Origin of the sequence: Weizmannia acidilactici (genome assembly GCF_008974185.1) — a bacterium.
Classification (GTDB): domain Bacteria; phylum Bacillota; class Bacilli; order Bacillales; family Bacillaceae_C; genus Weizmannia; species Weizmannia acidilactici.
The window spans coordinates 120,492-138,791 of sequence record NZ_BKZP01000003.1; the positions used below are offsets into that span (position 1 = coordinate 120,492).

An 18,300-nucleotide genomic window follows, 5' to 3' on the forward strand; every position below is an offset into this window, starting at 1 on the left:
GGATTGCTACGGCATTTTAAAACCTTCGCCAAGCACTTCGGCGGCTTCCATCACCACCACGAATGCTTTTCCGTCTATCGCTCTCACAAGGTTTTTCAGCTTGATAAATTCCGTCTGGTCGATGACGCACATCAGGATCGGTTTTTCCCGGTCGGTAAAGCCGCCGTATGCCTGCAGCTTCGTGACGCCGCGGTCAACTTGGTACAAAATCTCCTTGCGTATTTCCGCATGTTTATCGGAAATGATCAGCACATTTTTGGATCGGTTCAGCCCAACCTGGACAAGGTCAATCGTCTTACTAGTCACAAACAGCCCGATGATCGCATACAAGCCCTTTTCAATATCAAAAACGGCGGCAGCCGACAGGACCACAAGCCCGTCAATAAACATCACACATTTTCCGAGCGAAATGCCGGTAAATTTATGAATGATTTGGGCGGCAAGATCCGTTCCACCCGTGGAGGCCCTGCCGAGAAAAACAATCCCAAGACCTGCCCCGACACCGATCCCGCCAAACAGTGAAGCGAGAAGCGCATCATGGGTCCACGGCTGCCAATGTTCCGTCAAAAAAACGACGAACGGCAAAAAAACAGTGCCGACAAGCGTCTTAATTCCAAATTGGTACCCTAAAAAAATGAGGCCGGCAATAAACAGCGGAATATTCAGCCCCCATTGCACATAGGCAGGCTTCCATCCAAACAACCCGTGCAAAATCGTGCTGATCCCGCTGACGCCACCGGATGCAATATTATTCGGCAGCAGGAAAACATTAAAAGCAATGGCCACAATGGCTGATCCAACAAGGATATATACATATTCCATCAGCATCATCCGGTATTTGCCACCCGCTTGCTTCCTTTTCTTTCCCATTTCAATCCTCCTATCAAAAAGCCTGTATTCTCTTCCGGCACCGGCGATCTTTTCATAAGGCTATATCGCGCGGTCTTACCTATCAGGAACCTCAAAAAATATCGCCCATGAACATACCAGAGCCTTCCAAAAAAAAACGATGCCATGCACCAATATATAGGGCCTCCAATTTTTTGTATCCCTTATATATTCTTTGGATTATGGCATCATTGACATGTTCCGGCTTTTTTAGGGCAGGGCCGTTCATTATGAAATGCGGGAACGCAAATATGCATCGATAAATGTATCGATCTCGCCGTCCATCACGGCCTGGACGTTCCCCGTTTCCACGTTTGTGCGGTGGTCTTTTACCATCGAATACGGGTGGAACACATAAGAACGGATTTGGCTTCCCCAGCCAATCTCTTTCTGCTCGCCGCGGATTTCCGCCAATTGCTTTTCTTTTTCTTCCAATTCCTTCTGATATAATTTCGCTTTTAACATTTTCATGGCCTGCTCACGGTTTTGGATCTGCGACCGTTCAGACTGGCAGGCCACAACAATCCCTGTAGGAATATGGGTAATCCGGACGGCAGATGATGTTTTATTAATATGCTGTCCGCCTGCGCCGCTCGCCCGGTATGTGTCCACGCGCAAATCTTCGGGGCGAACTTCAACCTCGATATTGTCATCCATTTCCGGCATGACTTCACATGACACGAAAGAAGTATGGCGGCGCCCGGCGGCATCAAACGGTGAAATCCGGACAAGGCGGTGAATGCCCTTTTCCGCTTTTAAATAGCCGTACGCATTATGCCCTTTAAAAAGGAGCGTTACGCTTTTTACGCCGGCTTCTTCACCCGGCAGATAATCAAGCGTTTCGACTTTAAAGCCTTTTTTCTCTCCCCAGCGCGTATACATCCGGAGCAGCATCGAGCACCAGTCCTGCGACTCCGTTCCGCCCGCCCCCGGATGCAATTCCAAAATGGCATTGTTGGCGTCATACGGGCCGTTCAGCAGCAGCTGCAGCTCATACTCATTTAATTTTTCCGTAAATTCCTCAAGCTCGTTTTCAAGCTCTGCTTTCAATTCCGGATCGTTTTCTTCTTTCACCAGTTCATAAGTTAGTTCCAGGTTTTCCTGCGATGATTCTAGCTCATGGTAACCGTTCACCAGCTCTTTTAAAGCGTTGGACTCATTAATGACTTTCTGCGCTTCCTGCTGGTCGTTCCAAAAATCCGGCTCAAGCATTCTTTCTTCCAGTTCGGCAATACGCGTCTCTTTTTCTTCTAATTCAAAGAGACCCCCTGAAGCCCGCTAATTTCTTAGCTGTATTTTCAAGTTCTGCTCTGATTTCTGATAATTCCATTTCACATCACCTCATAAAATTTTTCACTCGCCATTTGCCTGCTGATACGCTTTTTGAAAAAACCGGCCCATGGTTTAACCGCAAAAAAGAAGGGCGGCGTTTCAGCCCTCCTTCATACTTTCCTGCTCATGCCGGGACATTTTTCCCATCTGGATTAAGAAAAAGAGGCGCATTTTCCGTTTTTGCCGGCGCACGATTACGCCTCCAGACGGCCGTGGCAGTTTTTATATTTTTTGCCGCTGCCGCACGGGCAAGGATCGTTACGGCCGATGCGCACTTTTTTGCGGACCGGTTTTTTCTTCACCGTTTCACCTTCCCCGCCTGGAACGACTGCCTGGCCTTTTGCCACTTCCTGGCGTTCCAAATTGTTCTGGATTTCTGCTTTCATCATATATTTTGCAGTATCTTCCTCGATTGATGCAATCATATTTTCAAACATGGCAAAGCCTTCCGACTGGTATTCGCGCAGCGGGTCAATCTGGCCGTATGCGCGCAAATGGATGCCTTCGCGGAGGTGGTCCATTGCATCAATATGGTCGATCCACTTCGAGTCGACGGAACGCAGCAAAATGACCTTTTCAAATTCGCGCATTCTTTCCGGCCCGAATGCGGCTTCTTTTTCATCATAGCGCGCCTTCACCTTCGCCATGATGAGATCAACCATTTCATCCGGTTCTTTGCCGCGCAAATCATTCAGTGTAATATCTTCCTCATGGAGCAGGTTGCTGTGGCAATAATCGACAATGCCCCGGAGGTTCCATTCTTCCTCATCCTCATGTGCCGGCGCATTGGCGTTTACCACCCGATCCACAACCGAACGGATCATTTTTTCAACAATTTCGCGCAAGTTCTCGGCGCTCAATACTTCATCACGCTGATTATAAATGATTTCGCGCTGCTGCCGCAATACATCATCGTACTGGAGCAATTGTTTCCGGGCATCAAAGTTGTTGCCTTCCACCCGTTTTTGCGCGGATTCCACGGCCCTTGACACCATCTTGCTCTGAATCGGCTGGCTGTCATCCATCCCGAGCCGTTCCATCATACTCTTCATATTATCCGATCCGAAGCGGCGCATCAACTCATCTTCCATCGACAAGTAGAATTGCGTCACCCCCGGATCCCCCTGGCGCCCGGAACGGCCTCGCAGCTGGTTATCGATCCGCCTTGATTCGTGGCGCTCCGTCCCGATGACGGCAAGGCCGCCGAGTTCGACGACGCCTTCCCCAAGTTTAATATCGGTACCGCGCCCGGCCATGTTCGTTGCGATCGTGACCGCGCCTTTTTGCCCGGCCTGCTTGATGATTTCCGCTTCACGCTCATGGTTTTTCGCGTTCAATACGTTATGCGGGACGCCTTTCTTTTTCAGCATCGAAGAAATCAATTCAGAAGTTTCGATGGCGACCGTCCCGACAAGCACCGGCTGGCCAAGGTCATGGCGCTGTTTAATATCCTCGACAACGGCCTTGAATTTGCCTTCCATCGTCTTATAGATCAAATCCGGGCGGTCTTCGCGGATGACCGGGCGGTTTGTCGGGATGACGACGACGCGCATATTGTAAATGTTCCGGAACTCTTCTTCTTCTGTTTTTGCCGTACCGGTCATCCCGGCGAGTTTTGCATACATCCGGAAGTAGTTTTGGAACGTGATCGTTGCCATTGTCATGCTTTCGTTCTGGATCTGCACACCTTCTTTCGCTTCGATTGCCTGGTGCAGCCCTTCACTGAAGCGGCGGCCTTTCATCAAACGCCCTGTGAACTGGTCGACAATGATAATTTCCCCATCCTGCACGACATAATCCACATCGCGGTGCATCGCGACATTGGCCTTCAGCGCCTGGTTAATATGGTGGTTGATCGTGACATTGCTGATATCGTATAGGTTTTGAATATGGAAGTATTTTTCCGCTTTCGTTATGCCCTCTTCTGTCAGCAGCACGCTTTTTGTTTTCACATCATACGTGTAGTCTTCATCTTTTTTCAGTGTACGTACGAACGCATTCGCCTGTGTATACAGCGCGGTAGATTTTTCGGCCTGTCCGGAAATGATGAGCGGCGTGCGGGCTTCGTCGATCAAGATCGAGTCAACTTCATCGATGACCGCAAAGTTCAACGGGCGCTGCACTTTTTGTTCCAAATACAGCACCATATTGTCGCGGAGGTAATCGAAGCCGAATTCATTATTTGTCCCATATGTGATATCCGCGTCATAAGCTTCCTTTTTTTCTTCGCTCGACATGTTGCTTAGATTCAAGCCGACTGTCAGACCGAGAAATTTATACAGTTCACCCATTTCAACGGCATCGCGCTTCGCCAGATATTCGTTGACGGTCACAACATGGACGCCCTTGCCGGCCAAAGCATTCAGGTAAACAGGCATCGTTGCGGTCAAGGTTTTCCCTTCACCGGTTTTCATTTCGGCAATATTACCTTCATGAAGCGTAATGCCGCCCATTAATTGGACATGATAGGGATAGAGCCCGAGCACGCGTTTTGCACCTTCGCGGACGACCGCAAAAGCTTCCACAAGTAGGTCGTCCAGGCTTTCGCCGTTTTGATAGCGCTGCTTGAATTCTTCCGTTTTGGCGCGCAATTGCTCATCCGAAAGCTTTTCCATGTCCGGGGCCAATTCTTCAATCTGGTTTGCAATCTTCTCAAGATGTTTCAGTTCACGTTTGTTGGCATCAAACACTTTATCTAAAAAAGCCACCATTCAAAACGCTCCTTTTAATTTCAAAATCAAAGAGGCCATTTGCATAGAACCTGCCGCAATTCCTGGCCTGTACACCGGTTCCAATAAGGCAACCGCCTTGTAAATATTTGTTGTACCATCATTCTTATGGGCCGCCCCTTTATTTTGTTCCTTGCAAGTACACCTTATTTCATTTTAACACCGAAACCCGGCATGTACAACTTAAGAACCCGGGCGGGATATACCGGCCGGGTGTAGTTTAAAAAACAACTCATGTTTTCGCATGATTCATCTAAAGGATGTGTTATCGCAAAATCCGCTTCGCTCATAGCGCGTCCGCGAGTTTACCCAGCAGGCGTCCCATAAACAAACGATCATCAACAAAATAACTTAACAGCGCCTATCTTAAAAAAATGGCCCCATAAAGCAGCGCGCCGCATATGACATAGACGGGGCTGATCCCCCATCTTTCGAGCAGGAAAAAACTGGCGATGGATATCATCAGCACATGAATGATGCCGATTGTATGGTAGGCATTTGCAAAAAAGTCAAATGCTACCATGGCCAGCAGCACGGCGATTGCCGGGCGTACGAATTTTGTCATATTTTTTACTTTTGGCGAGTTCCGGTTTCTCATCAACAGTCCGAGTAGCATCATCAACAAAATCAATGACGGGGCAATGGTGGCGAACAGGGCAACGGTCGCACCCAAAACACCCGCTTTGTCAAATCCAATATACCCGGCAAGCTCCGGGGCAATCGGGCCGGGGAGCGCATTTCCGACCGCGACCATTTCGCTGAATTCATAGACTGAATACCAGTGGTAACGGTCAACCACTTCATGCTCCAAAAGCGGAACGGACGCCGGCCCGCCGCCGTAACCGAGTAAATTGGCGATCAGGTTGGCTAAAAATAATTTCCAGTATATCATGAGGCATGCTCCTGTTTTTTCTGATCAAAATCTTTTTTTGTCAATAAGGCAATGGCCAACAGCGCCCCAATCAAAAATGCGGGATGGATGCCCAATACAACCATGACGACAACGCCCGCCGCCATGACGATCATCGTAAGCAGCCAGCCGATTGCTTCAATGGATTTTTTCACAAAACCCCATGTCAGCATGCCGAGCATCACCCCCGCCACAGTGACAACCGCTTTTGACATGCCCTGCACCCAGGGCTTATCTTTATAAGCGTTCAGCGCCGTCAAAAAAACGATCATCAGAATGACCGTCGGCACAACAGTCCCCACCAGTGCCACCAGCATTCCCGGGATTCCGCGCACCCGGTAACCGAGATAGCCCGACATCTTTGTATTGATCGGGCCCGGAAGCGTATTGGCCAGGGCAAGGATGTCGGAAAATTCTTCGTCTCCCATCCATTTATATACTTTCACCACTTCCCGGTGCATGAGCGGAATCGCAGAAAGCCCGCCGCCAAAGCCGAGCAGGCCGGCTCTGAAAAATGCCATAAAGATATCCCGATATTTCACTTTCACACTACCACGATCCTTTTATGGTGAACTGCCACCTATTATACCACAGGTAAATGCCTTGAAGGAGCTTTTCATGGTATTCCGTATTCAGGGGGCATAAATATAAAACACCCGCAGCCTTTTGCCGCGGGTGTTTTTGCTTTATACCGTTTCAATCAGCCCGTATTTCCCGTCTTTCCGGCGGTATACGATGTTGGTATTGTTGGTTTCCGCATCGGTGTAGATGAAGAAGTTATGGCCCAAGAGGTTCATTTGCAGCACCGCTTCTTCACTGTCCATTGGTTTGAGGTTAAAGTGTTTGGTCCGCACAATTTGCAGTTCTGTGTCTTCTTCTTTCTCGGCTTGGTTGTCTTTCAATCCGGCATCAGGGGTGAAAAGCTCCCTTGTACTTCCTTTTTCGCGCAATTTCCGGTTTACTTTTGTTTTATGTTTACGGATTTGCCGCTCCAATTTGTCTGTAATTAAGTCAATCGCCGCATACATGTCTTCATTGGATTCTTCTGCGCGTAATACGAGATGCGGCATTGGAATGGTTATTTCAACTTTAGAAGTTTTATCCGGGTTCACTTTTAGTTTTACATTGACGGAAGTGTTTGGCGTTTCTACAAAATACCGATCCAACTTGTTCACTTTTTTCTCAACATAATCCCTGATTGCCGGAGTTACCTCAATGTTTTCGCCACGAATGTTGTAGTTCATCATGTGGACCCCTCCTATTCAACTGGCAGCACCCTCGCAAACGGCTTGTATCCGCCATTTGTTTGGACTTTCACTTTAGCATTAGAAACGCTGCCTTCTTTAATGATCTTACATTTATATATTTACACATTGCCTGTCTAAATTCCTTCTTTTTTGGCGAATTTTTTTGAGAAATTTGTTACAAACTTTTTTGCGAATTTCGTGTTGATCGGCGGTATCCGGTTATCAGCTTTATAAAAATGAGATCCCAGTGGAAATGGGATCCCTATCTTTTTCTATCATAAAACCTTCCGTCATTTAATTGCAGCGACTGGTACGGATTAATGTATTTCTTCATGGATGTTTTCTTTTTCACGGTCTGTTTGATATCTTGGCGGATCTCCAAAAGCGTTTCCTCCAAAAGAGGCTTGAGCCTCTTGTCCAATGCCGCGATTTTCTTCCCGAGCAATTGCTCCTCCGGCGAAAAAGGGGGCTTTAGTGAAGCAAGCAACGCCCCCCTCTTGTCAAGCAGACGATTGATGTTTCCAATCAGCTCTTCCCTTGATTGCCCTTTGTTGAATTCTTCCAGCAGATCTTCCGTCAATTTCAGGCAGGTTGTTAAATCTCCCATCATGCCTTACCGCCCTGTCCGTAAGTTTGCTGGCGGTTCAACTGGATCACCTGCTTCCAAGTGTCACGGAAATCCGCCACCAATTCTTCGACTGTATCCAGCTTCGAGGAGTCGTTTTTAATATTGGCCTGGATTAATTCACGCAGCATGAAATCGTAAAGTGCCAGCATTTTTTCCGCCGCAGCGAATTTTTCCGTATCAAGGGTGACCATCAGTTCCCGGATGATATTTTGCGCTTTTTGGATATTTTTATTTTTCTCATCCATATTTTTATTTTCCAATGCTTTTTTGGCCAAATGGATGAATTTGAGGCAGCCGTTATACAACATTAATGTCAGCTCGCCGGAAGATGCTGTTGTAATTGCGTTGTTTTGGTACGCCTGATAAGGATTACGTGTTGCCAATTAAGCTCTCTCCTTTTTAACTGCTGAAAAAGCTGGATAAATAAGTTGCTTGGTTATTATAAGTTTGTATCGCTTGTTCCATCGCCGAAAACTGCGCGTAATAGCGGTCTTCGAGATCGTTCAGCTTATCGTTCATATCGTTAATTTTTTCCGTTAGCGCATCGATGTCTTTCCCGATGCTGAACTGGCTGTTAACATAGGTGGATTTGCCGGCTTTGTCCACAATGGTGTTATACGTATTATTGACACTGTCGTAAAGTCTTTGGATAATGCCTTCCTCCGATGTCGTGCTGCCGGTGCCGCGGAACAAGAGTTCAACCGAGTCGGGATCTTCTTGAATGGCAGCCCTCAGTTTGTCTTCATCGATTTCCAGTTTTCCGCCTTCGAGCCAGTCTGAAGTCGTAGTGATGCCGATGCTCGCAAGCGTATTGTATGTCGATGAAATATTCGGATTGTCCACTTTTGTATAGATTAATGTCCGCATATTGGACAACGAACTTTGCAGCGTCATATCGTTCCGCAGCAAGCCGCTTTTCGCTTTCGCATCCCATTGGTTTTGCTGCGTTTCCGTCATTTGGGAACGCTGGTCGTCCGTCAGCGGCGCATAATCGGAGTACCGCTCCTCATCCAGTTTAGACTGGACAGCATCAATCAGGCTGTTGTACTGGTCCACGAAATTTTTGATGTTGTTGTAGATGGTGTCCACGTCGTTGGAAACCGAGATGGTGACCGGCGAGTCGAATTCGCTTTTTAACGTATAGGTGACGCCGCTGATGGTGAAGGTGTTTGATGTCCGTTCGGTATCCAACCCATTTATGTTGAACACGGCATTCGTACCACCGTATTCAGTGCTGCCGCTAAATTTTAATGTATCCCGCAAAAAATCGTAAGTATCTGTATCAGAAGAAATAATGATTTCATTACCGTTATCCACAGATGAAGACGAATTAAAATTACCGGTCTCTTTTCTCGTCAGCGTAAACATATCTTTATATTCGTCATAATACATTGTCAAACCTAAGTTTGAATTGTTCACTTTAGAAATGACATCATTTAACGTTTTATCCGCGCCGATATAAAAATTGCCGTTCACCAGCCCGCTTGAAGTATACGTTTTTAAGTTAAAAGAAGTGTAGTTTTGCTGGTAGCTGATTTGGATAGCAGAACCGCTATAAGTTGACCCGAAATCGCTATTAAAATCAATTTTTCCCGTTTCCGGATTAAGGGTGCCGATCTGGGTCGAACCAATGAATAAATTCATATTTCCGTCCGTGCCTTGGGAGAGTGATACGTTATTGTTTCCAACTGTCATAGTAAATGAATCGGTGATAATGTCCCCAAAGTCCAATTGTATTGATTTCGTATCAGACGAGACGGTTGCACTTTTTGTTGCTTTATCCACCACGTATTCAACACTAATGCTCGTCCCGGCGGAAATATTTGAATTAAATTTTAATGTTGCCTGCCCGCCAGCAGTTGTAAGTAAAACCTGGTTATCACTGAGCGTAACGGACGGATCTGTCACCACTTCATAAGTTTTTCCGTTCATTTTTACATTCATTGGCATATTACTGTTAAGTGTGCCCTTTAAGTCAAACGTAACAGACGTTGGATCTGTGGAGTCCCCTTTGGCTGTTATGGTATCCGATATTACTCCCCCTTGGCTCCATTCGATTGACCCGCTGAAATTTCCTGACTGTTTCCATAAGGATTGATTCAAATCAACCTTATTGGATGAATCTGTTGAAATTGGGGCTGCGGCTACCCTCGTCGCTGCCGTCGCCAATTGTGTTACACTTTGAATTGTCGTTGACCCCAGCGATGCATTATTCGCCGCTGTTGCCGTTACATAGCTTTCATTTGATGAAGTCGTCGTGCGTGCCCTGTATTTTGAAGTCAGTTTCATATCCGACAAGGTCGTCCGGAAATCGTAATATTTCTGGTTCAGCGTGCGGTAATCGTCTTCCTGCCATTCGAGTATCTGCTTTTGCTGCTGCAGTTTAATGAGTGGCTGCTTTGCGGCTGTCATCATTTTTTCAACAATAGAGTCAATATCCATGCCGCTCGCCAGGCCCGTGATTCTTTGCACCATCGTCCTTCAATCCCCCTTCTATCAAATCTTCTCATCGATGAGAAACCCAATATTGCGCATCATATCCGCGTAGGTGTCCAAAATCCTTTTCGGCGGAATTTCTTTGATCACCCTGTTCGACTGGTCATCGACAATGGTGACATAATATTCTTTCAATCGGTCGTGAAATTGAAATTTTAAATGGGTGGATGATCCGGATAAAAATTGGTTCAACTGTTCCACCGCTTTTTTTACTTTTTCTTTTGTAACTTCACCGTTAACAGAAAGGGCTTCATCCCCGTTTTGCTGAAGTTGGTTTGTTTGGGTCTGCTCCGCCCCTGTGTTCTTTTCTGCCTGTTTCTGTGCTGTACTTGTTATGAAAGGCGTTTGTGCAGTCTGGCGCTTCATCGCTTCAATCATCGCAAGTATCCCCTTATTCACCGGCACCAGACCATGTGCGGATTGGGTGGTGCCCCGATTTTTGTTCTATTTATTGTATCGGATGTTTCCGGTGAATTTTAACACCTCCTGCAGGGGAAAATTTCTTTTAAAAAGGCGGATACCCATACAGGCAATGGGTGATTCACATATGCTTTATCGTAAACAAAATCACCAGTATTGAGGAGGAAAATGAAATGAATACAGGTTATCCGGAAATACCCTATTATCACGAAACATATGAAAGCGAGGATGTAAGGAGACCGTTCGGTTTTGGAGGATTTGGGGGATTCGGGTTCCGGCCTTGGGGGTTCAGGCCGTGGGGATTCAGGCCGTGGGGGGGCGGTTTCGGCGGACCGTTCCTTGGCGGCCTAGTAGGCGGCCTGGCCACTTCCGCACTGCTCGGCCCGGGATTATACGGCGGTTATCCTTATTACGGCTACGGGTACGGGGGCGGCTACCCGTATTACTGGTAAAATTGTCGAAGGGGCTGTCCTAAAAGAAAAGCTCTTTTTCATCAAGAAATCCCGTCGAATTTTTTCTTGACGGGATTTCTCTGTTTGAAGCCCTTTTTTAAGCAAGAGATTCTGTTCCTCTGATCAGGAGGTTTGAAGAAGTCAGTAAAGAACGCCTGACAAACTTAAGATTTTAAGTAGGACCTGTTTAAGTTAAGTTTTGCCTTCAAACAGTTCTGAGTTTCCCTTTCAAGACCGGTTGCTCTCATTTTTCCTCTCCAAACGGTTCTGAGGTGCTCTCTCAAGCTCCATTTTTCTCTCCTAACGGTCCTGAGATCTTGTATCAAGACCGATTGCTCCCAACTTTTTCTTTGAAACGGTTCTGAGATCATCCTGTATCAAGACGATTGGCAATCGATTTTTCCCTTCAAACGTTCTTTAAAATCCTGAATTGGAGCCCCTTTCCATCAGCGCCTCGAGACAAACGGGTTGTCCTTTACCCAAAACCGGTACGGGTAATGTTTTGCCTCCCCTGTATTGTCAATCCCGATTCTCGGGCCGGTCATAATCTGCTCAGGTTTGAACCCTTCCGCAATAAAAAGCGGCCGTTCGTAAAATACGCGCCCGTAATCTTTCATCGTAATGCCCAACGCTTTCGTTAATTTTCCCGGCCCGTTCGTCAGCTGCTTCACTTCCTTGACTTTTCTGCGTGCAAACATAAGGCCGGTGCCAATGTACGGTTCTATGGCGCGGATCAAAATCGCTTCAGGTATGTCTTCCAGTCCGCTGACAACGTTAACAAGGCAGTGGGTATGCATTTGATATGTATAAACATACCCGGGGCTTTGGAACATTACTTCCGTTCTTTTCGTCCGCCGGTTGCCGTAACTGTGCGCGGCCCTGTCCCAAGCCCCCATATACGCTTCCGTTTCCACAATAAAACCGGCCGCCACCCCTTCTTCCGTCTCCTTCACGAGCAGGCATCCGAGCAACGTGCGGGCCAGTTCCAATGTATTTTTTTCAAAAAACGGCGCTGCCACCGGCTGAAGCAGCGGTCGTTCACTCACGTCAATTCCTCCTTTCACGCATTTATAGGGTTTTATACAATTTTTTGCTGTCGGAACGTTCAAGCCGCTGCAGCACAGCGGTTAAAATATATTTAACATAAGAAAGCGCATTAGATCCGCGCCTGCGGATGATATTGAGCTGGGTAATAAATTCAAGAATACTTTCCCAGCTCATGTAGCGGACCAACAAATCGATTACCTGATCTTTCGTCAATTCCTGATGCTTGTGTTCGCTGATCTGAATATCAATCGTTTCAAATGATTGCATGAGAGAGTGGAGAATTTCCCTGACTTGATTCTCACTCAACGGGATCTTTTTAAAATCATCATTTGGTATCTTGATCAAAGCCAATCACAAATCCTTTCTACAAAATATGTGCAAAATGCCGGAAGCAGATGAAAATCATGGATTTACTGCAGTCCGGCTCCCCCTCCCCCCCTATGCAAAATGGTTTGAAGCGATTTCCCTTTTTTGATTTGCTTGGCGGCCATTGCCGGATTTTTCACAATCTGCCCATTTTCTATTATAACTGCAAAGATACTTTCCATTTATATAGAATCATCGCATTCAAACGAAACAATACTTTCCGACTAGTTTTTAACAAAAAATTGTGAATGTTTTAAGCTAAAAAAAAGCGGGCTTCCATTTCTGCCCGCCTGCATGTTTCCAATTATTGATTTGCTTCTTTCACGGATTCATACATTTTATGAAACCGTTCTTCCACTTTCGCGAAAATGGTCCCTTCCGGAAAACGGCCCCCGGCATTCCGTTCCGCACCCGCGCTTTCCCCTGTTAAAATTTCAATGCCTTCCGAAATATGGCGGACGGCCCAGACATGGAATTTGCCGACTTTCACCGCCTCCACCACTTCATCGTTGAGCATCAGGTTGGCAATATTTTGCTGCGGGATGATGACCCCCTGGCGCCCCGTCAAGCCGCGTTCCTTGCAAATCGCAAAAAATCCTTCTATTTTTTCATTCACGCCGCCAATCGGCTGGATCTCGCCCCATTGGTTGACCGAACCCGTCACGGCAATACCCTGTTGAATCGGCACCCCGGCAAGAGAAGAAAGCAATACATACAGTTCCGTGCTCGAGGCGCTGTCACCGTCAATGAGCGAGTATGTTTGTTCAAAGGTGATGCTTGCCGAAAGCGGGATCGGATGGTTTTTCGCAAACACGCCGGATAGAAAGCCGGTTAAAATCAAAAGCCCTTTATTGTGGATTTGACCGCTCAATGACGTTTCGCGTTCGATGTTCATGATGCCGCTTTTTCCGACAAATGTCCGGGCCGTAATCTTCGTCGGAATGCCGAACGTCGCATCCCTTGTGCCCATCACGGCAAGCCCGTTGATCTGACCGATGCGTTCACCGTCCGTATCCACCATGATCGTGCCGTTTGCAATCATTTCGTGGTACTGCTCGGATATATGGTTCGCACGGTTCGACTGTTCCTCCAAAGCTTTGCGGATATGGCCCTCATCCACAAACGGGGCCCCTTCTTTTTTCGCCCAGTAGCTTGATTCGACCAATATTTTTGTGATGTCCTGGAAGCGTGCCGTCAATTTTTCCTGTTCTTCCGCAAGCCGGGAGCTGTGGTCAATGACTTTTGCGACCGCGCGCCGGTGGAACGGGAGCAGCCCTTTTCTTTCGGCGTAGTTTTTAATAAAGTGAGCCATTTTGATCCGGTTCTCTTCATTCCGCTTCATGACGGTGTCAAATTCGACTTTTACTTTAAAAAGCTTATGGAAATCTTCGTCCACGCTCGACAAAAGATCGTACAAATAATAGGAACCGATGATGATCACTTTAATTTTCAGCGGAATCGGCTCCGGCTTCAGGCCGCTTGCCGGAAATACGCCCCGTTCCGCAAACGGGTCCTCGATCTGGATTTGCCCCGTCTGCAGCGCGCGTTTCAACAGCGTCCACGCATACGGCTGCTGGAGCAGTTCCGCTGCCTGTAAAATTAAATACCCGCCATTGGCCAGATGCATGGCGCCTGGTTTAACAAACGTGAAGTCGGTTGTCCAGCTGCCGAAAGCGCCGCGGTATTCAATTTTCCCGAACAGATTTTGGTACGTCGGGTTCGTTTCGTAAATGACAGGAGCGCCCGACCGATTTTTATGGCTGACAAGCAAATTGACGGCGTAGCGGTGCAGCTGCTGTTCTTTGCTACCGGCCAGCGCCTGAGCGACAATGTTTTTCTCTTCCTGGTCCGTTAAGAAAAGGGAAAAATGCTCGACTACATCATGGTAATATTCTTCCAAATAGTTGAGCACTTTCGGAATATCGTGATAAGCTTCTTTCAATGGCTGGAAAAGGCCTTCAATTGCAAACGCAGCCGTCTGTTTATTAAAACGGTCCAACTTTTTCCGGAGCTGTTCTTCAATTTTCCGGATTTGGTAAAGGGTTTCGTTGATTTTTTCTCCGAGCTGTTTTTCCCGCTCTTTCAACTTTTCTTTATTTGCATCCGACAGCTGTTCGTATTCCTGTTTTTCCATCGGCCGGCCGAAAAAGAGCGGGAAACTTTGAATGCCTGCGGGCGTGCGCTCCAATTTAAAATTCAAATCAGCCGCAAACGCCTCCGTCTCTTTCCAAAGCGCTTCGACCTGGTTTTGAGACTCATCAATGATGCTGCGCTTTTTCTTTTCCGTTTCTTCATTGGAAAATGTCGCGCGGATTTCCCTTTCAATGTCAATGAGAAGGTTTTCCATTCTGCGCTGGAATTGGATGCCGCTTCCTGCCGGCAAATTAATGACAAGCGGGCGGTCCGGGTTTTCAAAATTGTTCACATAGCACCAGTCATCCGGCACCGGCCGCTCTTTCGCCAGTTTCTTGACGCTGTGCTGTGTGTACGTCATTCTCCCTGTTCCGGACGGGCCGACAACAAATAAATTGTAGCCGGACTGTTCCACAGACAACCCGAAATCCATTGCCTGCTCCGCCCGCTGCTGCCCGATCATTTCATTCGGCAGCGTTTCCAAATCTGCTGTCGTTTCAAAGGGAAACTGCTCTGGGCTACATTCCGAACGCAATTTTGAGACAGGCACCCGGTGAATAGATAAGACGGTTTCATATCCTTCCTGATTCATACCAATCCCTCCCATATGGGCCATGTCTGGCATACGGCATGCCCTTACATAAAACATTCGACATGTTCACCGGATTCCCTGCAAAGTTCGGGAAGAATGTATAAGGGTGAGCAAAAAAGCAGGCATATTTACGGGAATGGCCGACTCCAGCCGATATGTTTTATGCCGATGCACGAAGGGAAATATTTTAGAAAAAAGAAGTGGAAATGATGGCGGAAAAGCAGCTGAAAAAGGAAGAAGAAAAAATCAAAGGGAAACAAAGAAGCAGGCCGACGGGCGATGGATAGGGAGGAAGAAAACAGCAAATAAAAAAACAGGGGGAGCATTGAACAGATGCTGCCCCTGTTTCGTTTAACGGCACCATGGTGTTTTCCGTTGCCATGGAAACTTCAAGCGCATCGAGCAATTTTTCGGCTGAGGAAATCAGGCTTTTCAAAGCGCCCACTGCCTGCACCACTTCTTTTTCTTCAATCGCTGCTGACAAATCTTGCAGGAACTCTTCCATTGAATCAGCAGTTTTGGCGACTTGCAGCCAGTTGAAAAGTTTCTCTTTATTTTGTTTAATTATTCCAACTGCCCGGACCATCCACCGCATTTTTTCCATAAGCCCGGATAACATTCGCCATGCTTCTTCAGCTAAAGGGCCGGTTAAGACTTCCAGCACTTTCATCGCCGGGACAGCTCTCTTAAAATAGTTGAATAATGATAAAACCATTTCATGGGTGAATTCATTGTACGTCTTTAATACCATTTCAAGCTCTTGTATGTACTGTATATGTTTTTCCAAGTAACGCGAAAATTCATGGCTGATTTTTTCCCCATCCTCAATGAAGTGACTGAAAAAAGCATGATGGCCGTCTGCAGCATGGATTTTGCTGATGATCTCCGTCGCGCCCGGATTTTCCAATGATCGTCTCTTGGTTTATCGTTAACTTCATCTTTATACCTCCAATGTCACCCCTATTTTATCTGATATTTGATACGTTTGAAAGATGAAATTTTTTAACATGCGGAGCCGCTGATTGGCAGCTCCGCAGGGATTTAGCATGAATCAACATTTAAAATTCGTAATTTCATTAAAAGGAAATTAGACAAACATGCTAATGAATGAGCCAGACGAAATTTTCAAATTTGACTTCAAGCTGTACTTCTATCTTTTTACATCAATAAATAATGGCTTCATAGTAGTTTCTTGATAAGTTTCCAGTACTCCAAACCTTCGAGATAATTAAGAAGGAAAAGTATCCAACGCTCCTTAACACTGAACTCTTTTAGCTAATCAGAATTTTATATTGTCTAATAACGGGTCCACAATACACAAGCACCAAATCATAAGATTAAAGTCAAGAGTTACCTCTTGCCATTAAAGATTTCCAACGAGTTAATAGCTAGTACTTATTTGATAGAAATCCTATACACTAAATGTTTTAATAGAGTGACAGACATCGGTCAAATTGACATTACAGGCTAAATGATTTACAACATCGAGAAAAAATTATACTCCCATAGACTAACACAGGTCGATTTTTCAAAGGCTTAACGCTTGTACTAAAATTTTCCCAAGCTTGATTGCGCCTAAATCGTTGAGGTGATCATAATCATAAAATTCATCATTTTTAAAATAAGTAGAATTAAATAAATCTATCAATTTGAAACGATACTTTTCTTGGAGTGGCTCCATACAAGCGTAAAAATCGGAAATCAAGTCCGGATTAATGCAGTTTCGATAATATTCTGTTACAGGAGGAACGTATAGAATAATTTCCACCCCACGGTTATTCATCTCCTCTAAGAAATCCGCAAACAATTTTTGATTTTCCTGAACTGTAGAAGCATATTTAAAAAACTTATTATGGCTTGCTGCACGCTTTTGGGCTCGCTCACGGTTTGTTATATCATCATGTTTAAGAATTTCACTGTCCATACGTGGATAAGAAAAGTAATGTGAATCTTCAAATCTTTTTTTTGCGTTTTCGACATATTGATTCGCCAATACTTCAAATGAAAAAAGATGTTTTTTTAGTGGAGTAACTGACTTTAAGAAAATTTGTGTATCATCGTCCGGATTTCCTGGAAAATTGTGCTTATCCTTAAATACAGGGTAATTCACTTCAGTTATACGTTTGTATTGATAAATAGAAGTTGAAAGAGATAAATCGTAGCCCCAGAAGTAATAGGCGAAAGAAATAATACAGTGAGTAATGTTCGGATTGTAGGCAAGCGCAGTACGGATTGTTTTTAGGGTATAATATAGATCTTGTGCATCTATTGCTACATTACGCGCAGGTAATGGCATTTGCTCCTCGAACAACCCACACATCGTATAGGAGGAACCCGCGAGCAAAATTCTAATATCCGATCGTCTTTTCAAACTTTCCAACTTTGCTTCAAGGTAAAGTCGATCGTGTGTGTAATAATCAAGATTTTTCAAATCAGCAATCATAGCACCTACTGAATCCACAATTTCTTCTACCTGAAAGCAAAAATTCGCATGTGCCAATTCCTTTTTTTGCAGTCTTCCAGAATAAACTAATACAGAAAAGTCCGGAGAATTTTCCTGAAACTGAGGAATGGATTCTGGCATTTTTGAGTACAAGGGCAATTCCGTTACAGATTGTACATACCTGATATTAACCGGAAGATCTCGCGCTGTGCAGTTATACAAATAGATGTGAAATCGTGTATTCTTAAACAGGGAAGACTCGAATTGTTCAAGAAGAGATAGTAATTTAAGCCTGCTCGTGGGGCTTACAGGTACACTTTTGAAAGCAGAAAGCAATTGGGTCACATGCTCAAATAAAGAAAGAAAAACCTTATTACTATGATACAATGGATGTAATTTGATGCAGATTTTAGCGACAACAGGCAAAATTTTTATGAATTCAGAGTCTTCCATCATATTACGGGATAATATATTGCACAATTTATCAATCGTTATGATTACCGAAGTAGTCTCTTTTTTGGTGATATCCATTTTTTGACCCTCTTCTACATTTGTTAATAAGGGAAAACGTCTAATTTTCCCTCTTCCCAATTCCTAAATATTCTATGACAAATGAA

16 protein-coding genes are annotated in these 18,300 nt (G+C 45.5%); 1 reads left to right on the forward strand and 15 read right to left on the reverse strand.

Annotated features, from left to right (window positions below; genetic code table 11):
- Nucleotides 1–6: 6 nt before the first annotated feature.
- The 10 genes from BpJC4_RS02340 to flaG all read right to left on the reverse strand — a co-directional run bounded on the left by BpJC4_RS02340 (nt 7) and on the right by flaG (nt 10,608).
- Nucleotides 7–870 carry a YitT family protein gene (locus BpJC4_RS02340; protein ID WP_151679993.1) on the reverse strand — a complete coding sequence of 288 codons (864 nt, stop codon included), beginning with the start codon at nt 868–870 and terminating at the stop codon, nt 7–9.
- Between the two features lie 246 nt (nt 871–1,116).
- Nucleotides 1,117–2,218 (reverse strand): peptide chain release factor 2 gene (prfB, locus tag BpJC4_RS02345; RefSeq protein WP_151679994.1). Its coding sequence is split into 2 segments (ribosomal slippage): nt 1,117–2,145 and nt 2,147–2,218, totalling 1,101 coding nucleotides; the frame shifts between segments, so codons are not numbered across the junction.
- 196 nt (nt 2,219–2,414) lie between these two features.
- Nucleotides 2,415–4,931 carry a preprotein translocase subunit SecA gene (gene secA / locus BpJC4_RS02350; RefSeq protein WP_151679995.1) on the reverse strand — a complete coding sequence of 839 codons (2,517 nt, stop codon included), beginning with the start codon at nt 4,929–4,931 and terminating at the stop codon, nt 2,415–2,417.
- A 379-nt stretch (nt 4,932–5,310) separates the two neighbouring features.
- Nucleotides 5,311–5,841 carry a chromate transporter gene (locus tag BpJC4_RS02355; RefSeq protein ID WP_151697491.1) on the reverse strand — a complete coding sequence of 177 codons (531 nt, stop codon included), beginning with the start codon at nt 5,839–5,841 and terminating at the stop codon, nt 5,311–5,313.
- Nucleotides 5,838–6,401, reverse strand: coding sequence for a chromate transporter (locus BpJC4_RS02360; protein ID WP_151697498.1), 564 nt, complete (start codon nt 6,399–6,401; stop codon nt 5,838–5,840). The genes BpJC4_RS02355 and BpJC4_RS02360 overlap by 4 nt, the downstream gene beginning before the upstream one ends.
- Nucleotides 6,402–6,545: 144 nt before the next feature.
- Nucleotides 6,546–7,106: a ribosome hibernation-promoting factor, HPF/YfiA family gene (gene hpf, locus BpJC4_RS02365; protein ID WP_151679997.1), complete on the reverse strand. Its 561-nt coding sequence runs from the start codon at nt 7,104–7,106 to the stop codon at nt 6,546–6,548.
- A 262-nt stretch (nt 7,107–7,368) separates the two neighbouring features.
- A complete protein-coding gene (gene fliT, locus BpJC4_RS02370; RefSeq protein WP_253718576.1) occupies nt 7,369–7,713 on the reverse strand; it encodes a flagellar protein FliT in 345 nt (114 codons plus the stop codon).
- Nucleotides 7,713–8,117: a flagellar export chaperone FliS gene (gene fliS, locus BpJC4_RS02375; protein ID WP_151679999.1), complete on the reverse strand. Its 405-nt coding sequence runs from the start codon at nt 8,115–8,117 to the stop codon at nt 7,713–7,715. Before fliS ends, fliT begins: the two co-directional genes overlap by 1 nt.
- Nucleotides 8,118–8,133: 16 nt before the next feature.
- Entirely contained in the window at nt 8,134–10,209 is a 2,076-nt protein-coding gene (gene fliD / locus BpJC4_RS02380; RefSeq protein WP_151680000.1) for a flagellar filament capping protein FliD, read from the reverse strand.
- A gap of 21 nt (nt 10,210–10,230) precedes the next feature.
- Nucleotides 10,231–10,608 carry a flagellar protein FlaG gene (gene flaG, locus BpJC4_RS02385; RefSeq protein WP_151680001.1) on the reverse strand — a complete coding sequence of 126 codons (378 nt, stop codon included), beginning with the start codon at nt 10,606–10,608 and terminating at the stop codon, nt 10,231–10,233.
- 215 nt (nt 10,609–10,823) lie between these two features.
- Here flaG and ymaG point away from each other — a divergent pair, with 215 nt between their 5' ends.
- On the forward strand, nt 10,824–11,102 hold the full coding sequence (ymaG, locus tag BpJC4_RS02390) for an inner spore coat protein YmaG (protein WP_151680002.1): 279 nt from the start codon (nt 10,824–10,826) through the stop codon (nt 11,100–11,102).
- 446 nt (nt 11,103–11,548) lie between these two features.
- Here ymaG and BpJC4_RS02395 read toward each other — a convergent pair whose 3' ends face one another.
- From BpJC4_RS02395 to BpJC4_RS02415, 5 genes are all read right to left on the reverse strand, one after another.
- Nucleotides 11,549–12,148: a DNA-3-methyladenine glycosylase gene (locus BpJC4_RS02395; protein WP_151680003.1), complete on the reverse strand. Its 600-nt coding sequence runs from the start codon at nt 12,146–12,148 to the stop codon at nt 11,549–11,551.
- Between the two features lie 22 nt (nt 12,149–12,170).
- A complete protein-coding gene (locus BpJC4_RS02400; RefSeq protein WP_253693511.1) occupies nt 12,171–12,500 on the reverse strand; it encodes a hypothetical protein in 330 nt (109 codons plus the stop codon).
- A 319-nt stretch (nt 12,501–12,819) separates the two neighbouring features.
- A complete protein-coding gene (locus BpJC4_RS02405; RefSeq protein WP_151697492.1) occupies nt 12,820–15,240 on the reverse strand; it encodes a Lon protease family protein in 2,421 nt (806 codons plus the stop codon).
- A gap of 187 nt (nt 15,241–15,427) precedes the next feature.
- Nucleotides 15,428–16,147 carry a hypothetical protein gene (locus tag BpJC4_RS02410; RefSeq protein ID WP_151697493.1) on the reverse strand — a complete coding sequence of 240 codons (720 nt, stop codon included), beginning with the start codon at nt 16,145–16,147 and terminating at the stop codon, nt 15,428–15,430.
- 621 nt (nt 16,148–16,768) lie between these two features.
- On the reverse strand, nt 16,769–18,214 hold the full coding sequence (locus BpJC4_RS02415) for an SGNH/GDSL hydrolase family protein (protein ID WP_151697494.1): 1,446 nt from the start codon (nt 18,212–18,214) through the stop codon (nt 16,769–16,771).
- Nucleotides 18,215–18,300 lie beyond the last annotated feature (86 nt).

Bases quoted from the DNA above. Each gene is read 5' to 3' on its own strand.
- BpJC4_RS02340 (WP_151679993.1), bottom strand. From the start codon at position 870: ATGGGAAAGAAAAGGAAGCAAGCGGGTGGCAAATACCGGATGATGCTG.
- secA (WP_151679995.1), bottom strand. From the start codon at position 4,931: ATGGTGGCTTTTTTAGATAAAGTGTTTGATGCCAACAAACGTGAACTG.
- BpJC4_RS02355 (WP_151697491.1), bottom strand. From the start codon at position 5,841: ATGATATACTGGAAATTATTTTTAGCCAACCTGATCGCCAATTTACTC.
- hpf (WP_151679997.1), bottom strand. From the start codon at position 7,106: ATGATGAACTACAACATTCGTGGCGAAAACATTGAGGTAACTCCGGCA.
- fliT (WP_253718576.1), bottom strand. From the start codon at position 7,713: ATGGGAGATTTAACAACCTGCCTGAAATTGACGGAAGATCTGCTGGAA.
- fliD (WP_151680000.1), bottom strand. From the start codon at position 10,209: ATGGTGCAAAGAATCACGGGCCTGGCGAGCGGCATGGATATTGACTCT.
- flaG (WP_151680001.1), bottom strand. From the start codon at position 10,608: ATGATTGAAGCGATGAAGCGCCAGACTGCACAAACGCCTTTCATAACA.
- ymaG (WP_151680002.1), top strand. From the start codon at position 10,824: ATGAATACAGGTTATCCGGAAATACCCTATTATCACGAAACATATGAA.
- BpJC4_RS02405 (WP_151697492.1), bottom strand. From the start codon at position 15,240: ATGAATCAGGAAGGATATGAAACCGTCTTATCTATTCACCGGGTGCCT.
- BpJC4_RS02415 (WP_151697494.1), bottom strand. From the start codon at position 18,214: ATGGATATCACCAAAAAAGAGACTACTTCGGTAATCATAACGATTGAT.